This is a genomic window from Corynebacterium sp. ACRPE (assembly GCF_022347435.1).
GTDB classification, from domain to species: domain Bacteria; phylum Actinomycetota; class Actinomycetes; order Mycobacteriales; family Mycobacteriaceae; genus Corynebacterium; species Corynebacterium tuberculostearicum_D.
On the sequence record NZ_JAKRNA010000001.1, the window covers coordinates 249985 to 269399 of the forward strand.

Sequence of the window (19415 nt, forward strand, 5' to 3'; positions counted from 1 at the left end):
ATCGCGTTGGCCGCGCCGCACTACTTTAACTAAGGAGAATGAAGCATGGCACAGCGCCCAGTAATTAAGGCTGAAGCACGTACCGAATTTGGCAAGGGTGTCGCACGCCGCCTGCGTCGCGAGTGGAAGGTTCCAGGCGTCATCTACGGTTCCCACCAGGAGCCGGTCCACTTCGCAGTTCCGCTGCTGGACATCCAGTCCCTCGTCCGCAACAACGGCGTCAACGCCGTTCTGGAGCTGGAGATCGACGGCGAGCAGTACCTGACCATGGTTAAGCACGTTGACCAGAACGTCCTGACCTTCGACATCGACCACGTTGACCTGCTGGCTATTAAGCGCGGCGAGAAGGTTGAGGTTGAGGTTCCGGTCACCCTGACCGGCGAGCCGGCCCCAGGCACCATGCACATCCAGGATGCTGACGTACTGCTGGTTGAGGCAGACGTACTGAACATTCCGGAGGAGATCGAGGTTTCCATCGAGGGTCTCGAGGACGGCGCAGTTATCACCGCCGCCGACGTCACCATGCCGGAAGACACCACCCTGGTGGCAGAGGAAGACACCGTTATCGTCTCCATCTCCCTGCCTGAGGTTGATGAGGAGCTCGAGGAGGCAGCTGAGGCTGCTGAGGAAGGCGGCGCTGACGCTGGCGCCGAGTCCGTCGACGAGGGCGAAGAGTCCTCCGACTCCAAGGAGTAATCTCCTCCCCTTCACACGCATAGGCCGCCGTGAGATTCGCTTCTCGCGGCGGCCTTGCCGTTTTTCTCTCTGCCTATGAGACAATTGAGCGCGTGACTCCACTTCTCGTAGTAGGCCTTGGCAACCCCGGCCCCAAGTACGCAGGCACTCGGCACAATATCGGCTTCGATGTGGCAGATGAACTCGCAGGAGAGCTCATGAGCAGCTTTTCTGTACACAAGAAGACCAACACCGAAGTCGCCGAGGGCATAGCTGGCGGCCGCAAGATTATCTGCGCAAAGCCACGGTCCTTTATGAACCTTTCCGGCGGGCCGATCAAAGCTTTGGCCCAATACTTTCATCTCTCCGCCGCCGACATCATCGTTGTTCACGATGAGCTAGAGCTCGATTTCGGCACCATTAAGCTCCGCCAAGGTGGCGGCGACCATGGCCACAATGGGTTGCGTTCAACCACAAAGTCCCTGGACACCAAAGACTATCAACGCCTTTCGATAGGAATCGGTCGCCCACCGGGGCGCATGGACCCAGCGTCGTTTGTGCTTAAGCCTTGGGCAAAGCAGGAAAAGGCAGAAATCCCCGTCCTTTGTGCCGACGCGGTCGAGGAAATCTTGCGCGTAGGATAGTCGCCATGAAATTGGCTACCCTACGCACTGGCTTTGGAACTTCCGCTATCCGCATCGACGGCGATAACGTGGGCGTTGAGTTGGATTATGAGGACGTGGGCCAGCTACTGCGCAGCGAGGATTGGCGCAAAGCCGCCCAGCTTTCCGGCGAGCCCGTGGTCTTTGACCACGCTGATTTGGAAGCCGTCGTACCAACTCCCGGCAAGGTCATCTGCGTGGGGCTCAATTACGCCAAGCATATTCGCGAGATGGGACGCGAATTCCCCGAACATCCCACCTTGTTCATCAAGTTCGCCGATGCCCTCACCGGCCCCTATGATGATGTCTTCATTCCCGAATATGGCACACAGAAGCTGGATTATGAGGGAGAATTAGCGGTCATCATCGGCGAGCGCGCCCACCGTGTCAGCCGCGACGAGGCGCTAGATTTTGTGGCCGGCTACGCCATCATGAATGACTACACGCTGCGTGACTTCCAGCGCCAAACTAGCCAGTTCCATGCCGGTAAATCCTTATATCACACCGCCGGCTTCGGTCCGTGGCTTACCACCGCGGATGAGTGGTCACCGGGGTCCGGAGCCGTCCTCACCACTACCGTAGACGGTGAGGAAAGGCAGCGTGATAATACCGATGACCTCATCTTTTCCGTAGCTGAGCTCATTGAGTTCTGCTCGCAGCTCTATCCACTCAATCCGGGCGACGTCATCGTTACCGGCACGCCGGAAGGTGTGGGCTTTGCACGCACCCCGCAGCAATTTATCGAGGATGGCCAAAACGTCACCATCGCCATCGAAGGCTTGGGGCAAATTTCTAATACCACCCGCTATGGAGAGCCCGGCTGCGGCCCCGGCTGTACTTGTTCCTAAGCTGTGCCGAGGTTCTCACTCCAAAGTGGGCGGTCCCGTTTTCCTCCCAGCCGCTTGTGCCGGTTAAGCTGGATTAATGAGCACAAAAAGCAGTAAAGCCCCTAAGAAACTCAACAAGAAGGCCTACGAGAAGGAGCTCGAGCGCCTCCAAGCAGAGCTCGTGGACATGCAGCAGTGGGTCGTTGAAACCGGCGCCCGCGTAGTCATCATCATGGAGGGCCGCGACGCCGCCGGCAAGGGCTCCGCGATTAAGCGCATCACCCAGTACCTCAATCCGCGAACCTGCCGCATCGAGGCGCTGCCCGCACCGAACTCTCGCGAACAGGGCCAGTGGTACTTCCAGCGCTACGTGGAAAAGCTGCCCACCAAGGGCGAAATCGTCATCTTTGACCGCTCCTGGTACAACCGCGCCGGTGTCGAGCGCGTCATGGGCTTTTGCACCGACCAGGAGTATGTCCGTTTCCTCCACCAAGCACCCACCTTTGAGCAGATGTTGGTAGAAGACGGCATCATGCTGCGCAAGTACTGGTTCTCCGTCTCCGATGAGGAGCAGATCAAGCGCTTTGAATCCCGTCGCAACGATCCGCTGCGCCGTTGGAAGCTCTCCCCTATGGATTTGCAGTCCATTACCCGTTGGGAGGACTACTCCCGTGCCAAGGATGCGATGTTCATCCACACCGATACCCCAACCGCACCGTGGTACACCGTGGAATCTGAAGACAAGAAGCGCTCGCGTATCAACGTCATCTCGCACCTGCTGAGCACCATTCCATACGAGAAGATCGAGCGCGAGATGCCGGAGATCCCGCAGCGCCCAGATTCCGATGGCGAAACCTATGAGCGCCCCGCCCGCGAAGAGTTCCGCTACGTGCCGGACGTCGCCGCCAAGCTGGAGCGTAAGTCCGAGCAGAAGACGGCGAAGAAGACGTCCAAGAAGGGCAAGAAGAAGGATAAGAAGAAGTAGCAGCAAGGGCTGTATTACTATCTTCCTTTATGAGCACTGACACCGTCGCGCAAGCGCGCTTAGGGGATAAAATCCTCACCGCGGTGGCGGTGCTCATTGCGCTGTTTTATGTGATTTCTGCCGCGAAGAATCCCAACATAATTGAGATTATTCAGGCGGGACTATCGTTGCTATTCCTGCCATTTATGTGGATCTGGCGGAGCCGTCCCGTGCTCAGCGCCACGGGTTTTATTGTGCTGCTCGCGGCATGGGCCGTGGCTTGGATGAGCCAGCTGCCCACCAATCTAGGGCTTACCCCTTGGGCCCTGACTGCCCCCATGGCGGTGTATGCGACCTCCCGCTACGTGGGGCGCCGCATTATTCCCCGCACGGTGCTGGCGCTGACGATTCTTGGCTCCTTCATCTCGCCCGTCATGTGGCGCATTGATCCGGAGTCATTCCTGCTGCACTACCAGATAGACCGCCGTTATCTGGCCATGGTGGTGGTGCATTGGGCGGTTTTGGGCAGCACCTACTTCATCGCCGCACGCTACTTTGACTTGGCGCGCCAGCGCGAGCGGCTAGACCAGGAGCGTTTCCACCAAGCCCAAGAAGAAGAGCGCCTGCTCATTGCTAGGGAATTGCACGATGTACTCGCGCATTCCCTAACTTTGATCAAGGTTCAGGCGAATGCCGGGATCATTGCCGGGCGTGTAAATAGTGAGGCTGCCCAGGATGCTCTGGCCGCTATCCGTGATGGCGCGGATTCTGCATTGGAAGAGGTTCGCGGCATCGTCACGGCACTGCGGAGCACCGGTCCTTCCGCTCTCAAGCCGACAGAGCAGCTAGAGCACCTCGAGGGCATTATCGATGGTTTCCGCGCAGCGGGCCTAGAGATTGCAGCGGACTTACCAGAGACCTATGAGACGCCTGCACTGACGCAATTGGCCTTGGTACGCATCATTTCTGAAGGCCTGACCAATGCTCTGCGCCACCAAGGCCCCGGCACGCAGGTAGAAGTAGAGCTCGCGCTTGCCGACGCCGCCCGGATCACCCTAACCTCTACCAATCCCTCCCCGACTCCCAGCGAAGTTACTGGCAGCGGAGTTGGCCTCATCGGCGTCGAAGAGCGCGCCCACGCGCTGGGTGGAAGACTAGAGTGCTCGGGTGATGCAACAAAGTTCATCCTGCATGCCGAACTACCCTTGTAGAAGGAAAGCCGTGTCTAAGATTCGAGTCCTACTCGCCGATGACCAAGCGATGCTAGTTGCCGCATTGTCTACCATCCTTAACGCTCAGGATGACATTGAGGTCGTGGCCACCGCCAATACCGGCTCCGAAGCCGTCACCGCAGCGTTGAGCCACCGCACTGACGTAGCCATCCTAGACATCCGAATGCCGGGAATGGACGGTATCGCTGCGGCCCAAGCGATCCTTTCCCGCGTCCCCGAGTGCCGAATCATCATGCTCACCACGTTTAATGAAGAAGAATTGGTGGCTCAATCTATCGCCGCCGGCGCGCATGGGTTCCTGCTCAAAGATGCAGATCCGGAGGTGCTAGTGGGAGCAGTCCGGGACGTCGCCAAGGGCGAATCGGTGCTGGCCTCTCAGGTCACCGGACCAGTTTTGGAGGCCTATCGCACCGCCCTTACCCGCGGCCAGTTGAGCGCGCAGGAGCGCCAAGGGCTCAGCCTGGTGACCCGGCGCGAAATGGAGGTCCTTTCGCTCATTGCGCGCGGTGCCACAAATTCCGAGATCGCCGCCGAGATGGTCATTGCGGAAACGACGGTGAAGACGCACGTCTCTTCGCTCATGTCTAAGCTCGCGGCGCGCGACCGCGTGGCGATGGTCCTGGTGGCCCAGCGCGCTGGAATTGCCTAGTCTCCTACTGCAGTAGGAGACATTCACTGCGAAGTCCGTCTTGCAGGCGGAAGATTTTCGCGCCCCAGCACGCGAGACTTCACAGTATGAACTATGACATCTCTTTTGAGCACGTCTCGAAGTCTTTTGGCCCCCACACAGTCTTGCGGGACGTAGATTTTCGCATCACCCCTGGTCGCGTCCATGCTCTTTTAGGGCGAAACGGTGCCGGCAAATCTACGCTCTTTTCCATCTTTCTAGGCCTGCTTACCGCCGATTCCGGGACTATTCGCGTGGCTGGTGCGCCCTGGTCACGCGGGGTTCTCGACCACGTGGGGGCTTCCGTCAACGGTCCAGCTTTTTATGGGCACCTTTCTGCAGCAGCCAATCTTCGCGTCCATACGCGCTTGCTCGGTCTACCAGAATCCGAGATAGAGCGAGCGCTTGCCATCGTGGGCCTCAACGGGGCTGGGAAGAAAAAGGCTAAGTCATTTTCTACTGGCATGAAGGCACGGCTCGCCCTAGCCCAAGCACTGCTTGGCGATCCCGAAATCCTCGTTCTCGATGAACCACAAAATGGCCTTGATCCACAGGGCATCGTAGAGCTTCGTGAGCTCCTGCAGAAGCTGGCTGGCGCCGGTCATACCGTAATCGTCAGCTCCCACCAGCTCGGTGAGATTGTCCACTTAGCCCAGGACATCACCATCCTTGCCGAGGGCACCATCCGCTATTCTGGTTCGCTTAAGAATTTGGCTCCCAGTGGTCAGCTTGAAGCCGAATTTTTCCGGCTGACCTCCCCGGATGGTGAAGCTCATGTTTAAGCGTTACCTTTCTGCCGAGGTCCTTCGCAGCCGCGGGAGCGCACTGCAATGGCTCCCTCTACTGGCCGTACCATTAGTGGTATTGACAGCGTTGTTTTCCGCGCTGGCTTCTCCCGCGCAGGACGCCACCGGCGTTTTGGGATGGCAGTCCATGTTCATCACGGGCATGTATGCACCTCTCATCGCGCTCTTTGCCGCCATTCCCGAGCGCCGAGAAGTCCGTACTCGCGGCGGCGGTACGCTGTGGCGCCGGATCAATGCCCACTATGAACAGGCCTCGCGCTATCTTGCCGTCCTTTCTAGCTTGGCGATCTTTCATGTCCTCAATTTCGGTCTTTCTTGGGCAATAGTGGCTCTTCAGGGCCGTGCCAACCATCAACTATTAGTGGTGGCTGGGCTCTATTCCTTCCTAGGGGCTATCGGGATCGCCGGACTCGCTGTAGGGTGTTCGCGCCGCTGCGGCCTCGTCGCCGCGTTGGCTGGAGGCATTGTCTGGCAAGAAATTGGAACTCTACCGAGCACTGTCGAGGGCAATGCGTGGTGGGCATTCCCGCCTGCATGGCCGATGAGATTAATGCTTCCTGCCCTGCGGATCCATCAAAACTCTGTTCCTCTCGATCCAGGTGATCCGCTACTGCAAGAAGGTCCACTGCCTGCCGCACTGCTGTGCCTGGTTCTAGCGGCTGTAGGTACGTGCGCGGCAATCTTTACTCCTCGCCGCATACGCCCTCTTAGGTTGCGTCTGCGCCAGGGCGGTACCGCTGAAGATACGGCCGCAATCACCACTGGTGGGGTGTGGACCCCAACTGCTACACCGAGAGTTGCCGCTCGCTCCACACTACCTGGCGCGCTGAGCGGGCTGCACCGTGCGGCGTTGAGCCCGTCGTTCATAGCATGTCTAGTACTGAGCATCGTGGCTTTAGCCGTCATTGCCCTCACCTACCCTGCCGATTATGTCCACGGCTTCTTCGTCTTTGCGCTACTTCCTGTGGGTGCGGGAGTCCTCCCTTGCATAGTGTGGCCACTGCTAGCGGCGGCGTGGCCGCTAAGCTACAGCGAATCACGTCATAGCCCTAACGCCCTTCTCATCTGGATCTTTGGGGCAATAGTATTCGTGTGCACGGCTGCATCGCTCGCTTCAATCAGCGCCGGTACTTCTGCTCCTGCTGTATTGGGACGACTGCCGCTGGCCGTAGGTGTGGGTTTCAGTATTGCGGTGTTTTCCCTGTGCATCGTAGTGCGCTTCGGGATTATAAGTGCACTCGCCCTCACCATCATGGGCACCATTGTTTCCGTAACTCTCGGCGGTGATGTCCTCGCCAAGACTTACCTGTGGTTAGTTGCCTTTTCGGCGTGGCCAATGAATGCCGATACTCCTGCACGCTACGCTGTCGCAGCGTTCTTAACACTGCTCATCGCCGCCGTTGGTTCGTGGATGGCGAAACAACTGCTGCGGACGAAGGCACTGCAGCCAACGGATTAACCACATAAAGCGGCCACGTTTCAACTCCATTGGCGTGCTTCCAGGCCGATAGCGTGGCTGCTTTCGGGGTGGGGTGATTGGAGCAGGGAAAACGGCAAAAGCCCGCGGAAACCGCGGGCCAGAGCTTTATGAGCTTAAAGCTCAGACGGAGATACGCGCTTCGGCAGAACAACCGGGCGGGTGTGCGCCAGCTCTTCTACGATGCGTACTACCTGGTTGGAGTAGCCATACTCGTTGTCGTACCACACGTAGAGCACCAGGTGCTTGCCGGAGGCGATGGTAGCAACGCCGTCGACGATGCCGGCGTGGGTATTGCCGATGAAGTCAGAGGAAACGACCTCTGGAGAGGCAATGTAGGAAATCTGCTGGCGCAGGTCGGAGTGCAGGGAAACGTTGCGGAGGAAGTCGTTGACCTCATCGCGCTCTACTTCCTTGGACAGCTCGAGGTTGAGCACGGCCATGGACACGTCCGGGGTAGGAACGCGGATGGCATTGCCGGTGAGCTTGCCCTCAAATTCCGGTAGAGCCTTGGCCACAGCCTTGGCTGCGCCGGTAGCGGTAAGCACCATGTTCAGGCCTGCGGCGCGGCCGCGGCGATCGCCCTTGTGGTAGTTATCGATGAGGTTCTGGTCATTGGTGAACGAGTGCGCGGTCTCCACGTGACCGTGGGTTACACCGTAGCGGTCATTGATGACCTTAAGAACCGGGGTAATGCCGTTGGTGGTGCAGGATGCAGCGGAGAGAATCTGATCCTCATCGCTGATGTTGTCGTTATTGATGCCGTAGACGATGTTCTTGATATCGCCCTTGCCCGGTGCGGTCAGCAGCACGCGGGAGATGCCCTTGGCCTTGAGGTGCTGAGACAGGCCCTCGCGGTCGCGCCATGCGCCGGTGTTGTCCACCAAGATGGCGTTATTGATGCCATAAGAGGTGTAGTCAATCTCGGCGGGATCGTTGGCGTAGATCATCTGGATCTTGGTGCCGTTAGCCCAGATAACCTCGTTTTCCTCATCTACAGAGATGGTGCCGTTGAAAGCACCGTGGACGGAATCGCGGCGCAGCAAGGAAGCGCGCTTGAGGATGTCACCGTCGCCCTTCTTGCGCAGGACAATGCCACGCAGGCGAACGCCACCGTAAGCTGCCTCGCGGGCGACGAGCAGGCGGGCCAACAGGCGGCCGATGCGGCCGAAGCCGTAGAGGACGACGTCGGTGGTCTCTAGGTCAACGCCAGCACCGACGATCTCGCACAGCTCGCCTTCCAAGTACATGCGGAGGTTTTCCTCGTTGGATTCCTCCCACCCGAGGACCAAGCGGCCGAGGTCGACGCTTGCGGCGCCCAGGTTCATGTCTGCCAATTCCACCAGGATAGGCAGGGTCTCCGCCGTGGACAGGTGGCGCTGCGCGATGCGGCGGCCATAGCGGTGAGACTTGATGATGTCGATATCGGTCTGGCCCACCAGTGGGCGGCCGAAGATGGTGGTGACAACGTTATTGTTGCGGTGTAGCTGGTGGATGAGCGGAATCATCTGCTGCGCCAGCTCGAGGCGCTCGTTCCAATCATCATGGCCAACATGTGCGTTCGCAGTCACGTAATTCATTCCTTTTCTGTCACGGGGGTGGCATTAAATCTTCAAACATAAATATTAGCGCCTACTACTGTGGGTTTTGGCATAGTTGGTTCAGGATGTTGGCCACAGTACCCCCGTTTATTTTCTCCACTTCGGTTCCTACGAGGCAGTAGGCTACGGCATCATCGTGCTGCGCACGGCGTTCCTTAAGTACAGGGTTCAAGAGCGGATAAACCGGTGGAAGGTTGGGGTGGCTGCGGGTGTACTGAGTTTCTAGTCCACGGGCAAAGCGGCCCGAGAAAGCACGGGTAGACACGGTCTGCCCACCACGGCGCAGTAGCTGCCGGTTGTAGTCACTCGTTCCCGCCTCTTCGGTGAGCAAAAATGCGGAACCGCAGGAACAAGCGGCGACGCCATCCCAGGACATAGCGGTGGCTATATCTTCTGCAGTGCGCAGGCCGCCAGCAGCGATCAGAGGCAGATCAGGGGCTGCGGTATGCACGTCGGACACTAGCTCTTCCAGATCCCGGGAATCGGGAGTCGCGGCTAAGTCCCAAGTTCCACGATGGCCGCCGGCGGCCGGGCCTTGGACGCAAAGCACGTCGACGCCCCGACGTGCGGCCACGGTTCCCTCCGCAGGGGTGGTGACGGTGGTCCAGGCCTCTGCGCCCGCGGCGTGGATTCGCTCTATCTGTTCGGGTGTGAAGGTTCCAAACATGGACCACACCACGCGGGCGCCACCGCGCAGCGCTAGATCCAGCTTCTCTTCGAAGCCAAAGGAGTAATCGGGATCAGGCAGTGGCTGGTTTTCTGCCTGCGCCAGCTCGCGTGCGGCTGCTAGGTGCGCCTCGGAAAGCGGCTGCTGTGGGCAAAAGAGATTTACTCCAAACGGAATGCCGCCACACTGGTCAATCTGTGTGCGGGCAGCGTCTATGCTGGCAGAGCCCACACCTAAGGTGCCAAAAGAGCCGGCGGCATGGGCAGCGCGCACTAGTTCCGGGGTGGTGGGACCGCCGGCCATCGGCGCGGGGATTACGCTACGGGAAAGGGAGCTTATAACCTGACTCATAGCACCCCACCTTACTGAGAGAGGAAGCTAGTGCAGTGGCACCTTTAGGAGATTTTTTCGCGCGGTTCTTTGGCTCGAAGAATAAACCCACGCCAGGTCTCAATCCGGACGAGCTAGAGGCGGAGTGGCTTATTGTGGGCTTGGGCAACCCCGGCGCGAAGTATGCCGCTACCCGCCACAATGTGGGCTATATGGCCATCGATGATCTGTTAGCCGCAGGGGGAGACGTACTCGAGCCGGTACGTGGGATGGATGTACAGGTCGCGCCACTTAGCTGGGCGGGACAGAAAGTACTTGTCGTGCGTTCGGGCACGTTTATGAACCTTTCTGGCGATCCAGTAGCGCCGCTGGCACAGCAGCTAGGCATCGCCCCAGACCATGTGATTGTTCTCCACGATGAACTGGACCTTCCGGCCAATAAGATCCGGATCAAGCAGGGCGGAAATGAAAACGGGCACAACGGCCTCAAGTCGCTCACCGAGCGCTTGGGCACCCGCGACTATCTGCGCGTGCGCATTGGTATTGCCCGGCCGCCCAAGGGTTCGTCCATTCCGGATTACGTATTGGGCCCCGTGGATGCGGGCGCAGGCTTTGATGACGCCATCGCCACCGCGGCCGAGGCCGCCCGCCTCATCGTGACGGACGGGCTAGGCAAGGCCCAGAACCAGATCCACTCACGCTAGCACTGGGAGAATTTTTCCAGCGCCTTGGGGCTGCCGGCGGCGACGATGAAATCGGTGGGGGTGAGCTCGGTGGCGTCGGCAAGCGGGGCCCACTCCCCTTCCGCGCGGCGCACAGAGACCAATTGCACGCGGTGCGTGCGCCAGATGGCAGACAGGTCGAGCGGCCGGCCCACCAATGAAGTAGGCACGGCCATCTGGGTCACGCCATAATCGGTGGCAATCTCCGCAAAATCACGGAAACGCCCGCCCAAAAGGTAAGCCACGCGGCGGCCGGTATCACGCTCTGGCCGGATGACATGGTGGGTACCAATCTGGCTGAGAATACGCGCGTGTGCCTCCGAATCAGCCTTGGCCCAGATGTCTTTGACCCCCAACTCCACCAGATTGGACGCAGTGAGAATGGAATCTTCCAAATGGGAGCCGATGGCGACGATGACGCGCTCGACCTCCTCCACGCCCAGCTGGCGCAAGGCCTCTGGGTCGGTGGTATCGGCCGCGATGGTCTCGGTGAGGTAGGGCGCTTCTTCGCGCACGCGCTTTTCACTGGAGTCGATGCCGAGGACCTCAACGCCATTGGCCATCAGCTCATGCGCAAGCGAGGAGCCAAATCGGCCTAATCCAATAACGACGACGGGTGGAATATCGATGCCGGCGCGGGAGCGTCCCAACGCCTTGAGAATATTAGCCAAGGAACGGCCTTTCTTCGGGGTAGCTAAAACGCCGGCTAACGGATTTTGCCGCCAACGCCGCTACCAGGGTGGTTGGGCCAACGCGGCCCAGGTACATGATGAGGCACAGCACTATCTGCGAGGGCGCAGACAGGCTTGCGGTAATTCCGGTGGACAAGCCCACCGTAGCGAAAGCGGAGAGCACTTCAAAGGACACCTGATCACCGCTAAACTCCGGATCAAAAAAGCGCAGGACCGCCACGCCCAACGTGACCACCAGAACCCCGGCAAAGCTCAGCGCCAACGCCTGGCGGGTCACCGAGCGCGGAAGGCTGCGGTGGCCGATGGTGGTGGTTTCCCGGCCCGTAAATTCCGCGGCCATGGCAGCCAAAAGCACGCAGGCGGTGGTGACCTTGATGCCGCCGGCCGTACCGGCAGAGCCACCACCGATGAACATCAAAATATCGGTACCCATCAGCGTAATGGGGTGTGCCTGCCCATAATCAATGGCGTTAAAGCCCGCCGTGCGCGGGGACGCGCTGGCAAAGAAAGAGTTGAGCAGCTTATCCCCCAGCGACATGGAGGATAAAAGCCCGGTCCACTCCATACACGCGAAAAAGACGCCGCCGGCGAGCAAGAGCACCATTGTGGCCGTTAGGGTCATGCGGGCAGTAATGGAAATGCGGTGGACCACATGGCGATCGCGGCGTACCAACCGCGCCAACTCCGCCCACACCGGAAAACCTAAACCGCCACCAATCAATGCGGCGGCCAAGGGCAGCAAAATCCAGGCATCAGAAACAAAGGGCACCAGGTTATCGCTATTGGTGCTAAAGCCGGCATTGTTAAACGCAGATACCGCATGGAAAATGCCCTCCCACACCGCGCGCGGAAAGGAGTGCCCATAGCCAATCATCAAGCGTGCGGCCACAATGACAGCGATGATGGTCTCAGCCACCGCGGTAAATGCGAAGGTAAAAATCAGCGTCTTGCGGATTCCGCCGGGGGCGATGGGGCGCCCCTCATAGGCACCGGTTTTGCGCGCCTTGAAGCTAATCCGGCCGGTAAAAAGCAGGCCCGATAGCGAAGCGAGCGACATGATGCCCAGGCCGCCTAGTTGGATCAGCGCCAAGATGATGACCTGGCCGGCCGGGCTCCAAAAGCTGCCGGTATCCACTACGATAAGCCCGGTCAGCGAGACCGCAGACGTGGCGGTAAAAAGGGCAGACAAAAAAGAAGCGCGGGCGGTGCCGGCCTCTGCGAACGGCAGCATGAGCAAAACCGTTCCCACCAAAATCAGCACGAGGAAGCCAGCTGCGGTCAATCGCGCCGGGCCCCACTGCCGTATGGAAAGCAGGTGTTTCACCAGCGGAAGTATAGACCTGTTTTCAGCGCAAGGAAACTGCTGGCCGGCGCCACCCCTCCATGGGAGGTTAGGATTGGTGCTATGACTCCGCCAAATACCACTGCCAAGACCATTGTGATTACCGGCGCATCCGGCGGGTTGGGCGCCGCGGCTGCTCGTCAGTTGCACCGCACCCGGCCACAAGACAACCTGGTTATCATCGGCCGCAATCCGGAAAAGACCCGCGCGGTGGCCGAGGAAGTCGAAGGCCAGTACTTCCTAGCGGACTTCGAATCCCTGGGCCAGGTACGCCGCTTGGCACAGGATTTGGAAGGCTTAGAGCACATCCACGCCCTGGGCAATAATGCCGGCGGCATTTTTGACGGCCCGTCCACCACCGCCGATGGATTTGAGCGCACCTGGCAGGTCAACGTGGTCGCGCCTTTCCTGTTGACCTCGCTGCTACGCGACAAGCTGCGCGCGGATAACGCGAACGTGGTGCAAACGGCTTCCCTAGCTAATTTCCTTATGTCTAAGTTCGACCTCAGTGATCCCACTACGCTGGAGCACTTCAGCCCCGAGCGCGCCTACGGCAACGCCAAGCTGGGCGATATCCTGCTCACCCGTTATTTTGATGCCCACGGGATTAACGCGGTGTCCTTCCACCCTGGCGTGCTTGCCACGGATTTTTCCAAGTCTTCTACTGGCCTAATGTCCAAGATGTATTCCGGGCTGATTGGCAAGACCTTTGGCAAGCCTGCCGACGGCGGCGATAACCTCGCCTACTTTTTGACGGGCACCGAGGGAATCCACTTTGAATCCGGCGAATACTACAACGACAAGCGCAAACCTGGCCTGCAGCGCCCCATTGCGAAGAAGCTGTCGGTGGCTCGCCGCGTCTTTGATGATTTGGGGCGCCGCCTCAATGTGGAGTGGTAGCGCGAAACCACTAGACTATGGCGCATGAGTTCTGTCGTTTCTGAGGCCTCGCGCCGCCGCACGTTTGCCGTTATCGCCCATCCGGATGCTGGTAAGTCCACGCTGACGGAGGCGCTGGCGCTGCACGCACACGTTATTAATGAGGCCGGCGCGGTCCACGGCAAGGGCAACCGCAAGTCCACCGTGTCTGACTGGATGGATATGGAAAAGGACCGCGGCATTTCCGTGGCTTCCTCGGCGCTGCAGTTCGAGTATGCGCCGGAGGGCCACGAGGGCGAACCCTACATGATTAACCTGGTCGATACCCCGGGCCACGCGGACTTCTCAGAGGATACCTACCGCGTGCTCACCGCGGTGGATGCGGCAGTCATGCTTATCGACGCCGCCAAGGGCCTCGAGCCCCAGACCCTCAAGCTCTTCCGCGTGTGCAAGGCCCGCGGCCTGCCTATCGTTACCGTCATCAATAAATGGGACCGCGTGGGCCGCGAGCCCTTGGAGCTTGTCGATGAAATCGTCAACGAAATTCAGCTGCAGCCCACGCCCCTGTACTGGCCGGTAGGCATTGCCGGTGACTTCCGCGGCCTGGCACATATCAACGATGATGGCGAGGCCGATGAGTACATTCACTTCATCCGCACCGCTGGTGGTTCCACTATCGCCCCGGAAGAACACTTCGATCCGGATGCCGCCGGTGAGAAGGAAGAAGACGTGTGGGAGACCGCTGTCGAGGAAGCCGAGTTGCTTGCCGCCGATGGTGCCCTGCATGACCAGGAGCTCTTTGAGCAGTGCGTGACCTCCCCACTCATCTTCGCTTCCGCCATGCTGAACTTTGGTGTGCACCAGATTTTGGACACCCTGTGCGCCATTGCCCCGGCTCCGCACTCGCGCGAATCCGATCCCAAGGCAGTTGAGGCAGCCACCAGCGCCATTGATGAGGTCCGCGAGGTTAGCGATGACTTCTCGGGAGTCGTCTTCAAGGTCCAGGCAGGCATGGACCAAAAGCACCGCGATAACCTGGCCTTTATGCGCGTGGTCTCCGGTGAATTCGAGCGCGGCATGCAGGTCAACCACGCCCAATCTGGCCGCAGCTTTTCCACCAAGTACGCCCTGACTGTCTTTGGCCGCACGCGCGATACCGTGGACACCGCCTATCCGGGCGATATTGTGGGTTTGGTCAACGCTGGCTCGCTTGCCCCTGGTGACACCATCTATTCCGGTAAGAAGGTGCAATTTAAGCCCATGCCACAGTTCGCACCGGAAGCCTTCCGCATTCTGCGCGCGAAGTCGCTGGGCAAGTACAAGGCCTTCCGCAAGGGTCTGGAGCAGCTGGCGGCCGAGGGCGTGGTCCAGATTCTCAAGAACGAGGCGCGTGGCGATGCCTCCCCGGTCATGGCGGCGGTGGGCCCCATGCAGTTCGAGGTCATGCAGGCCCGCATGGAGTTCGAATACAACGTGGAAACCGTCACCGAGCCTATCCCCTATTCCGTGGCTCGCCGCACCGATGCCGAATCCGCCCCAGAGCTCGGCCGTCAGCGCGGCGTGGAAATCTTTACCCGCCAAGATGGCGAGCTCATCGCGCTCTTTGGTGATAAGTGGAAGCTCGCCTTCATTGAGAAGGAACACCCAGAGCTCACCATGGAAACCCTCGTGGCGGATTAGAAACCACACAGCTTCACACGGCAGAGAAAAAGGCCGCTTCCCAGAACGGGAAGCGGCCTTTTCAGTTGCGTGTTAAACCATCAACATCACAGGGACAACGGCAATTTTGACCACCTGCGCCACCACAATGGTGGCCGCATAACCGGTCATGATGCGCGAGTCGGAGCTCAGCCCCGTGGCGTAATTGACCACGGCCGGCTGAGCAAAGATGCCAGAGTGTCCGCCGGCGGTACGAGTTTCGGACTGACCCATGAAGCGATTCGCTACAGCGAATAGGACCGCAACCACCACGGTAACAATGGCGGCGAGGATCATGCACTTCAGGCCCATCCAGGAGAAGGCGGTGGACAGGAATGCCTCGCCGGACGAGAGGCCCACAGAGGCCAAGAAGATGACGAGGCCCCACTGCTGGAAGGCAGTATTAATGGAGGCCGGCACCTGCCACGGAATGCGGCGGGTCCGGTGCAGCGCACCGAGGATAAGGCCGGTAATCAGCGGGCCGAGCGCGAAGCCCAGCTCGAAAGAAGCGCCACCCGGCATCGGTACCACGACCTGGCCCAGCAGGTAACCCAGGAACAGGCCACCACCCAAGGCCACCCAGTTCAGCTCGGAGTAGGACTTAATTGAGTCACCGAAGTAATCCTTGATGTCGCCCAAGCGGTCAAACTTCACGATGAGCTCCAGCATATCGCCAGAAGCCAAGTGGGTTTCATTATTGGCCAAGAATTCCTCATCGCCGCGCTGCACGCGCACGATGCGACCACCATAGCGGGAGAACAGGTTGAGCTCCTCAACGGTGCGGCCGGCGATATCTTGGTTAGAAATAGCCACGTTTTCGATGACCAGGCGTTTATCCACGAACGGAGTTTGCGGCTGACGCTTGCCCAGCATTTGGGTCAGTTCACGGGCCTTAGCCTTGGTGACCATAACGCGCAGGATATCGCCCTTGTGCAATTCGGGGCGATCGCCGGCAACCCGGACCTTATTACCGCGGCGAATGGTAGCGATAACAAAGTGATCCTTGAACTGTTCTTCCAAGTCGTCGTAGTTCACGTCTTTGGTAACGCGAATGGTGCGGGAGCGGAAGATCTTGGAGGCCGAATTGTCCTTATCGTGCTTGGCGGGCCAATTCTGCTTAAGCAGGAATGCCACGACCAAAATGGCCACCGCCACACCCACGGGATAGCCCAGCGAGTAGCCCACAGCCGGTAGCTCTTCACCGGTTTGCTGTTGGGCAACTGCCAGCGACGGCGTCGAGGTCGTGGCGCCGGCGAATACACCAACGGAAGCCAGGGTATCCAGCCCCAGCATGCCGCCAAAGAGGAGGGCTGCGCCCGCGGCCACCACAATCGCAATGGCCGCCGTGAGCATGTGCTTCATCTGCTTGGAAAAGCCCTTGAAGAAGCGCTCACCGGCGGACAGGCCCTGCATATAAATAAAGAGTCCCAATCCCAGCTCTTGCAGGGAGCTTAAGATGTCTTTATCCAGATCAATAGACGAGCCGAAGGCCAAGCCCATAAACAGCGTGCCCGCCGCGCCAAAGCGCAGCGGACCGAAGGGGATCATGCCAAATAGCGTGCCGAGCAGCACTATGAAAAAGATGCTCAGCCATATATTTCCATCAAAAATTGCTAACACGCTGGAATAGTTTAGGCATTTCTCAAGAAAGCGCCACGTGAAAGGCTTTTCCAAGCCCTGGCCTTCTGGCATTTACACTGGGCACACCACTTTCCCAGCCGAGACCCCACCCCCAGCGGCGGTACATCTCACAGGAAACGCCCATAGTGAACTAATCGAGGAGGAATTCCTTCCACCGTGGCCACTCCGTATAGGTCTGGGCTTTACCCGCCTGATAGTTTGCCCGCAGCTTGTGTACGTTGCGTTCGGTAGAGGCCACCTGCATATCTTCCGGAAAAAATAATTGCGCTTTGCCTTGGCGCTCCAACTCCAAAAGCCGGTCTTTGGCCGCGTTATAGAGGGCGGGGCGGGCTATGAGGGCGTCGGCAATAGCGGGGTACCTGCGGAAGACGCGGCGGACAAAGGCTGGGCGCGCAACCGCAGGGCGCACGTACCCGCGCGGCTTAGTCCCGATAAACAGGAACTTCTCGTATCCAGCCTCTTCTGCTTGCGCAATGGTAATGCCACCGGAAGAGCCCAAAGCGCCGTCCACGTACGGCGCGCCGTCGATAAATCGCATCGGCATTATCAGCGGCAGCGTGGAGGAAGCGCGCACGCGCACGAAGAGATCTTCCGGGGTGTGGATGTCCTCGCGCGTCCAATAAACAGACTCGCCGGTATCGGCGCGCGCTGCAGCGAGCACCATATCGGCAGGATGCTCGCGGTAAGCCTGCCAATCAAAGGGCAGATCCTTGTCCGCGGCGCGCTCATAGATGTACTCGGCATTGAAATACCCGGTACCCCGCACCAGCGAACCCACTCCGCCGAAGCTGGGGCTTTGAGCAAAGTCCGTAAAAGACTCTTCTGCGCGCCGGGCATCGCGCGACAAGTAATTAACGGTATGCGATGCCCCGGCGGAGACGCCGCCTACCCAGCCAAAGTCCACGCCCTCTTCGATGAGCTTGACCATGCAGGCGGCCGTATAGGAATTGCGCATGCCGCCGCCTTCAATAACGAGTGCGGTGTTGCTGGCGTCAATCATGGTGCCCCATACTACGCTGGGCCCAATGAAGCGTATTTTCCGGCAATTACTCGCGGACGAAGAAGGCACCTTCGATATCGAAACCGGCCAGCAGCCCCGCACCGGGTTTGCCTATAACCCCACCGGGAAAGCGCTGCTGCGGGTGACGGAGCCTACCCCAGCCGCGGTGAGCAAGGCCTTGGCCTTAGCCAAGGAACACGGCGCGCGGTATCTCGGCACATGGCGCCAGCCGGATGGTCCGCTCGTCTTCCTCGCTACGGCCGTAACCCACGATGAGTCCGTGGCCCGCGCACGCGTTGCCGCCACCGGCCAACGTGCCTATTTCGACCTGGAGCGCTGCCGCACCATCACTGTGAGCGCTCACTAGACTGGGCTCCCATGGGATCAAAAGATGCACTTGCCCGGCTAACCGGCACGCAGTCCCCGCGCTTAGCGCGCCCCGATTCCACCTGACTTAGGCCACTTTAGTGCGGAACAATCCCACCCCACCGCCAAATACCACCAGGTAGCAGTGTCGAGAGAAACGTTTCTCACCCACACATGACCTAAGTCGGGAAGCGCCAGCTAACCCCGTAAGTATTCGGCCGCCGCGGCGGCAAGTTCCTCTGGGACCTCGCTGAAATCCAGCACGATGCCCGCTTCCCCCGGCTGCAGTTCCTCGAGTGTCTCGAATTGCGAGTCCAGAAGGACGACCGGCATGAAGTTGCCCAGAGCGCTGACTCATGCGCTCCTTGAGCAGCTCATAAGAGCCGTGCAGGCCTACAAAGATCGTATCGATGATGTCGCGGTGGGAGCGCTTGAGCGCGGAGCAGCCCACAATGGCACCGGCGTCCTGGTCCGCAAGAAAGCGGCCTAAGGACTCGAGCCAGGGCTTGCGGTCGGCGTCGTCAAGGGCCTGCCCCGAGGCCATCTGCTAGATGTTCGCCGCCGGATGCATATCGTCCCCATCCCGAAAAGGCAGGCCGGTGCGCTGCGCCAGCAACTCCCCGACCGTGGACTTACCGCAGCTCGAGACTCCCTTGATCACCACGTGCTTGCGCATCATCCCTCCTTGCAGCATTCCACCAAATCGAACGCGCTGCGCACTGCCTGACGCAGCGCGATTCAACGCAACATGACGCAACCACCGTGCGGCTCGATAAAGCGCGGTTTAACCCAGCGGCGCGTACATGAGGTTCGCGCGCTGCACCTCGCCACGTGTGGTCGGGTCAAAGGTCGCGCACAGGGCGGCCGCCACGTAGCGCACGCCACCCTCCGGAGCAGAGGAGCCGACCCGCTCGGCGCAGTTCTGCAGGGCCGGCAGGCCGATGTCGTCGCCCGGCGAAGTCATGGAGAAGAAGGACGCGGCCATCATGGTGTCACCATCGGCACGCACATACTCGGAAGAGCCCTTGATGGCCTGCCAGGCAATCGGGGTTAAGTAGCAAAAAGTGTGTCTGAGTTACAGTGATCTTGCTGCTCAGGTTGGGTAAATCGGGCGGATATAAGGTCTTGGTGCTTATATCCGCGCGTTTCGTGTTCAATCCATCGGAA

General features: G+C 59.5%; 19 protein-coding genes and 1 pseudogene. 12 read left to right on the forward strand and 8 right to left on the reverse strand.

Translation table 11 applies throughout. From position 1 onward, the window contains the following. Positions 1–45: 45 nt before the first annotated feature. The 8 genes from MHY13_RS01190 (at position 46) to MHY13_RS01225 (ending at position 7292) form a co-directional block, all read left to right on the forward strand. The gene (locus MHY13_RS01190) at positions 46–696 is read left to right on the forward strand and encodes a 50S ribosomal protein L25/general stress protein Ctc (protein ID WP_239280150.1); all 651 of its coding nucleotides are present in this window, start codon (positions 46–48) and stop codon (positions 694–696) included. A gap of 92 nt (positions 697–788) precedes the next feature. Beyond that, on the forward strand, positions 789–1319 hold the full coding sequence (gene pth / locus MHY13_RS01195; protein ID WP_239280152.1) for an aminoacyl-tRNA hydrolase: 531 nt from the start codon (positions 789–791) through the stop codon (positions 1317–1319). 5 nt (positions 1320–1324) lie between these two features. Next, positions 1325–2185, forward strand: a complete 861-nt coding sequence (locus MHY13_RS01200) for a fumarylacetoacetate hydrolase family protein (RefSeq protein WP_239280154.1) — start codon at positions 1325–1327, stop codon at positions 2183–2185. Positions 2186–2261: 76 nt separating this feature from the next. Next, positions 2262–3149: a polyphosphate kinase 2 gene (gene ppk2 / locus MHY13_RS01205; protein ID WP_150851573.1), complete on the forward strand. Its 888-nt coding sequence runs from the start codon at positions 2262–2264 to the stop codon at positions 3147–3149. A 29-nt stretch (positions 3150–3178) separates the two neighbouring features. After that, complete coding sequence (locus MHY13_RS01210) at positions 3179–4339, forward strand: sensor histidine kinase (protein ID WP_239280164.1); 1161 nt, start codon at positions 3179–3181, stop codon at positions 4337–4339. 10 nt (positions 4340–4349) lie between these two features. Further along, a complete protein-coding gene (locus MHY13_RS01215) occupies positions 4350–5009 on the forward strand; it encodes a response regulator transcription factor (protein WP_239280166.1) in 660 nt (219 codons plus the stop codon). An 86-nt stretch (positions 5010–5095) separates the two neighbouring features. Further along, positions 5096–5809, forward strand: a complete 714-nt coding sequence (locus tag MHY13_RS01220) for an ATP-binding cassette domain-containing protein (protein ID WP_239280168.1) — start codon at positions 5096–5098, stop codon at positions 5807–5809. Then, entirely contained in the window at positions 5802–7292 is a 1491-nt protein-coding gene (locus MHY13_RS01225) for a hypothetical protein (RefSeq protein ID WP_239280170.1), read from the forward strand. Before MHY13_RS01220 ends, MHY13_RS01225 begins: the two co-directional genes overlap by 8 nt. Before the next feature lie 134 nt (positions 7293–7426). Here the strand turns inward: MHY13_RS01225 and MHY13_RS01230 are convergent, their stop codons facing one another. Both MHY13_RS01230 and MHY13_RS01235 read right to left on the reverse strand, forming a co-directional pair. Beyond that, complete coding sequence (locus MHY13_RS01230; RefSeq protein WP_204609698.1) at positions 7427–8890, reverse strand: glyceraldehyde-3-phosphate dehydrogenase; 1464 nt, start codon at positions 8888–8890, stop codon at positions 7427–7429. Positions 8891–8945: 55 nt separating this feature from the next. Then, positions 8946–9929 (reverse strand): nitronate monooxygenase, encoded by a 984-nt coding sequence (locus MHY13_RS01235; RefSeq protein WP_239192704.1) that lies wholly within the window; start codon positions 9927–9929, stop codon positions 8946–8948. A gap of 35 nt (positions 9930–9964) precedes the next feature. Here MHY13_RS01235 and pth (MHY13_RS01240) point away from each other — a divergent pair, with 35 nt between their 5' ends. After that, entirely contained in the window at positions 9965–10612 is a 648-nt protein-coding gene (gene pth, locus MHY13_RS01240; protein ID WP_239192708.1) for an aminoacyl-tRNA hydrolase, read from the forward strand. Here the strand turns inward: pth (MHY13_RS01240) and MHY13_RS01245 are convergent. Further along, a complete protein-coding gene (locus tag MHY13_RS01245) occupies positions 10609–11301 on the reverse strand; it encodes a TrkA family potassium uptake protein (RefSeq protein ID WP_239280172.1) in 693 nt (230 codons plus the stop codon). The genes pth (MHY13_RS01240) and MHY13_RS01245 overlap by 4 nt on opposite strands. Then, positions 11294–12646 carry a potassium transporter TrkG gene (locus MHY13_RS01250; protein WP_239280174.1) on the reverse strand — a complete coding sequence of 451 codons (1353 nt, stop codon included), beginning with the start codon at positions 12644–12646 and terminating at the stop codon, positions 11294–11296. The genes MHY13_RS01245 and MHY13_RS01250 overlap by 8 nt, the downstream gene beginning before the upstream one ends. Before the next feature lie 81 nt (positions 12647–12727). Here MHY13_RS01250 and MHY13_RS01255 point away from each other — a divergent pair, with 81 nt between their 5' ends. Next, positions 12728–13564: an SDR family NAD(P)-dependent oxidoreductase gene (locus MHY13_RS01255; protein WP_204609708.1), complete on the forward strand. Its 837-nt coding sequence runs from the start codon at positions 12728–12730 to the stop codon at positions 13562–13564. A 24-nt stretch (positions 13565–13588) separates the two neighbouring features. Beyond that, positions 13589–15223: a peptide chain release factor 3 gene (locus MHY13_RS01260; RefSeq protein ID WP_179386259.1), complete on the forward strand. Its 1635-nt coding sequence runs from the start codon at positions 13589–13591 to the stop codon at positions 15221–15223. 72 nt (positions 15224–15295) lie between these two features. Here the strand turns inward: MHY13_RS01260 and MHY13_RS01265 are convergent, their stop codons facing one another. Both MHY13_RS01265 and MHY13_RS01270 read right to left on the reverse strand, forming a co-directional pair. Next, positions 15296–16861, reverse strand: coding sequence for a TrkA C-terminal domain-containing protein (locus MHY13_RS01265; RefSeq protein ID WP_204609710.1), 1566 nt, complete (start codon positions 16859–16861; stop codon positions 15296–15298). A 151-nt stretch (positions 16862–17012) separates the two neighbouring features. Further along, a complete protein-coding gene (locus MHY13_RS01270; protein ID WP_204609712.1) occupies positions 17013–17882 on the reverse strand; it encodes a patatin family protein in 870 nt (289 codons plus the stop codon). A 25-nt stretch (positions 17883–17907) separates the two neighbouring features. On the opposite strand from MHY13_RS01270, the gene MHY13_RS01275 reads away from it, so the two are divergent. Continuing rightward, the gene (locus tag MHY13_RS01275) at positions 17908–18249 is read left to right on the forward strand and encodes a hypothetical protein (RefSeq protein ID WP_239280176.1); all 342 of its coding nucleotides are present in this window, start codon (positions 17908–17910) and stop codon (positions 18247–18249) included. 197 nt (positions 18250–18446) lie between these two features. On the opposite strand, the pseudogene MHY13_RS01280 reads toward MHY13_RS01275, so the two are convergent. Together MHY13_RS01280 and MHY13_RS01285 are read right to left on the reverse strand one after the other, a co-directional pair. After that, positions 18447–18924, reverse strand: a pseudogene (locus tag MHY13_RS01280) (gluconokinase). Between the two features lie 108 nt (positions 18925–19032). Beyond that, positions 19033–19236: a hypothetical protein gene (locus MHY13_RS01285; RefSeq protein WP_239280178.1), complete on the reverse strand. Its 204-nt coding sequence runs from the start codon at positions 19234–19236 to the stop codon at positions 19033–19035. Positions 19237–19415 lie beyond the last annotated feature (179 nt).

Excerpts from the sequence above, each read along its gene's own strand:
- MHY13_RS01230 (WP_204609698.1), bottom strand. The coding sequence starts at position 8,890 with ATGAATTACGTGACTGCGAACGCACATGTTGGCCATGATGATTGGAAC.
- ppk2 (WP_150851573.1), top strand. The coding sequence starts at position 2,262 with ATGAGCACAAAAAGCAGTAAAGCCCCTAAGAAACTCAACAAGAAGGCC.
- MHY13_RS01190 (WP_239280150.1), top strand. The coding sequence starts at position 46 with ATGGCACAGCGCCCAGTAATTAAGGCTGAAGCACGTACCGAATTTGGC.
- MHY13_RS01270 (WP_204609712.1), bottom strand. The coding sequence starts at position 17,882 with ATGATTGACGCCAGCAACACCGCACTCGTTATTGAAGGCGGCGGCATG.
- MHY13_RS01225 (WP_239280170.1), top strand. The coding sequence starts at position 5,802 with ATGTTTAAGCGTTACCTTTCTGCCGAGGTCCTTCGCAGCCGCGGGAGC.
- MHY13_RS01220 (WP_239280168.1), top strand. The coding sequence starts at position 5,096 with ATGAACTATGACATCTCTTTTGAGCACGTCTCGAAGTCTTTTGGCCCC.
- MHY13_RS01275 (WP_239280176.1), top strand. The coding sequence starts at position 17,908 with ATGAAGCGTATTTTCCGGCAATTACTCGCGGACGAAGAAGGCACCTTC.
- MHY13_RS01200 (WP_239280154.1), top strand. The coding sequence starts at position 1,325 with ATGAAATTGGCTACCCTACGCACTGGCTTTGGAACTTCCGCTATCCGC.
- MHY13_RS01235 (WP_239192704.1), bottom strand. The coding sequence starts at position 9,929 with ATGAGTCAGGTTATAAGCTCCCTTTCCCGTAGCGTAATCCCCGCGCCG.
- MHY13_RS01260 (WP_179386259.1), top strand. The coding sequence starts at position 13,589 with ATGAGTTCTGTCGTTTCTGAGGCCTCGCGCCGCCGCACGTTTGCCGTT.
- MHY13_RS01210 (WP_239280164.1), top strand. The coding sequence starts at position 3,179 with ATGAGCACTGACACCGTCGCGCAAGCGCGCTTAGGGGATAAAATCCTC.
- MHY13_RS01255 (WP_204609708.1), top strand. The coding sequence starts at position 12,728 with ATGACTCCGCCAAATACCACTGCCAAGACCATTGTGATTACCGGCGCA.
- MHY13_RS01285 (WP_239280178.1), bottom strand. The coding sequence starts at position 19,236 with ATGATGGCCGCGTCCTTCTTCTCCATGACTTCGCCGGGCGACGACATC.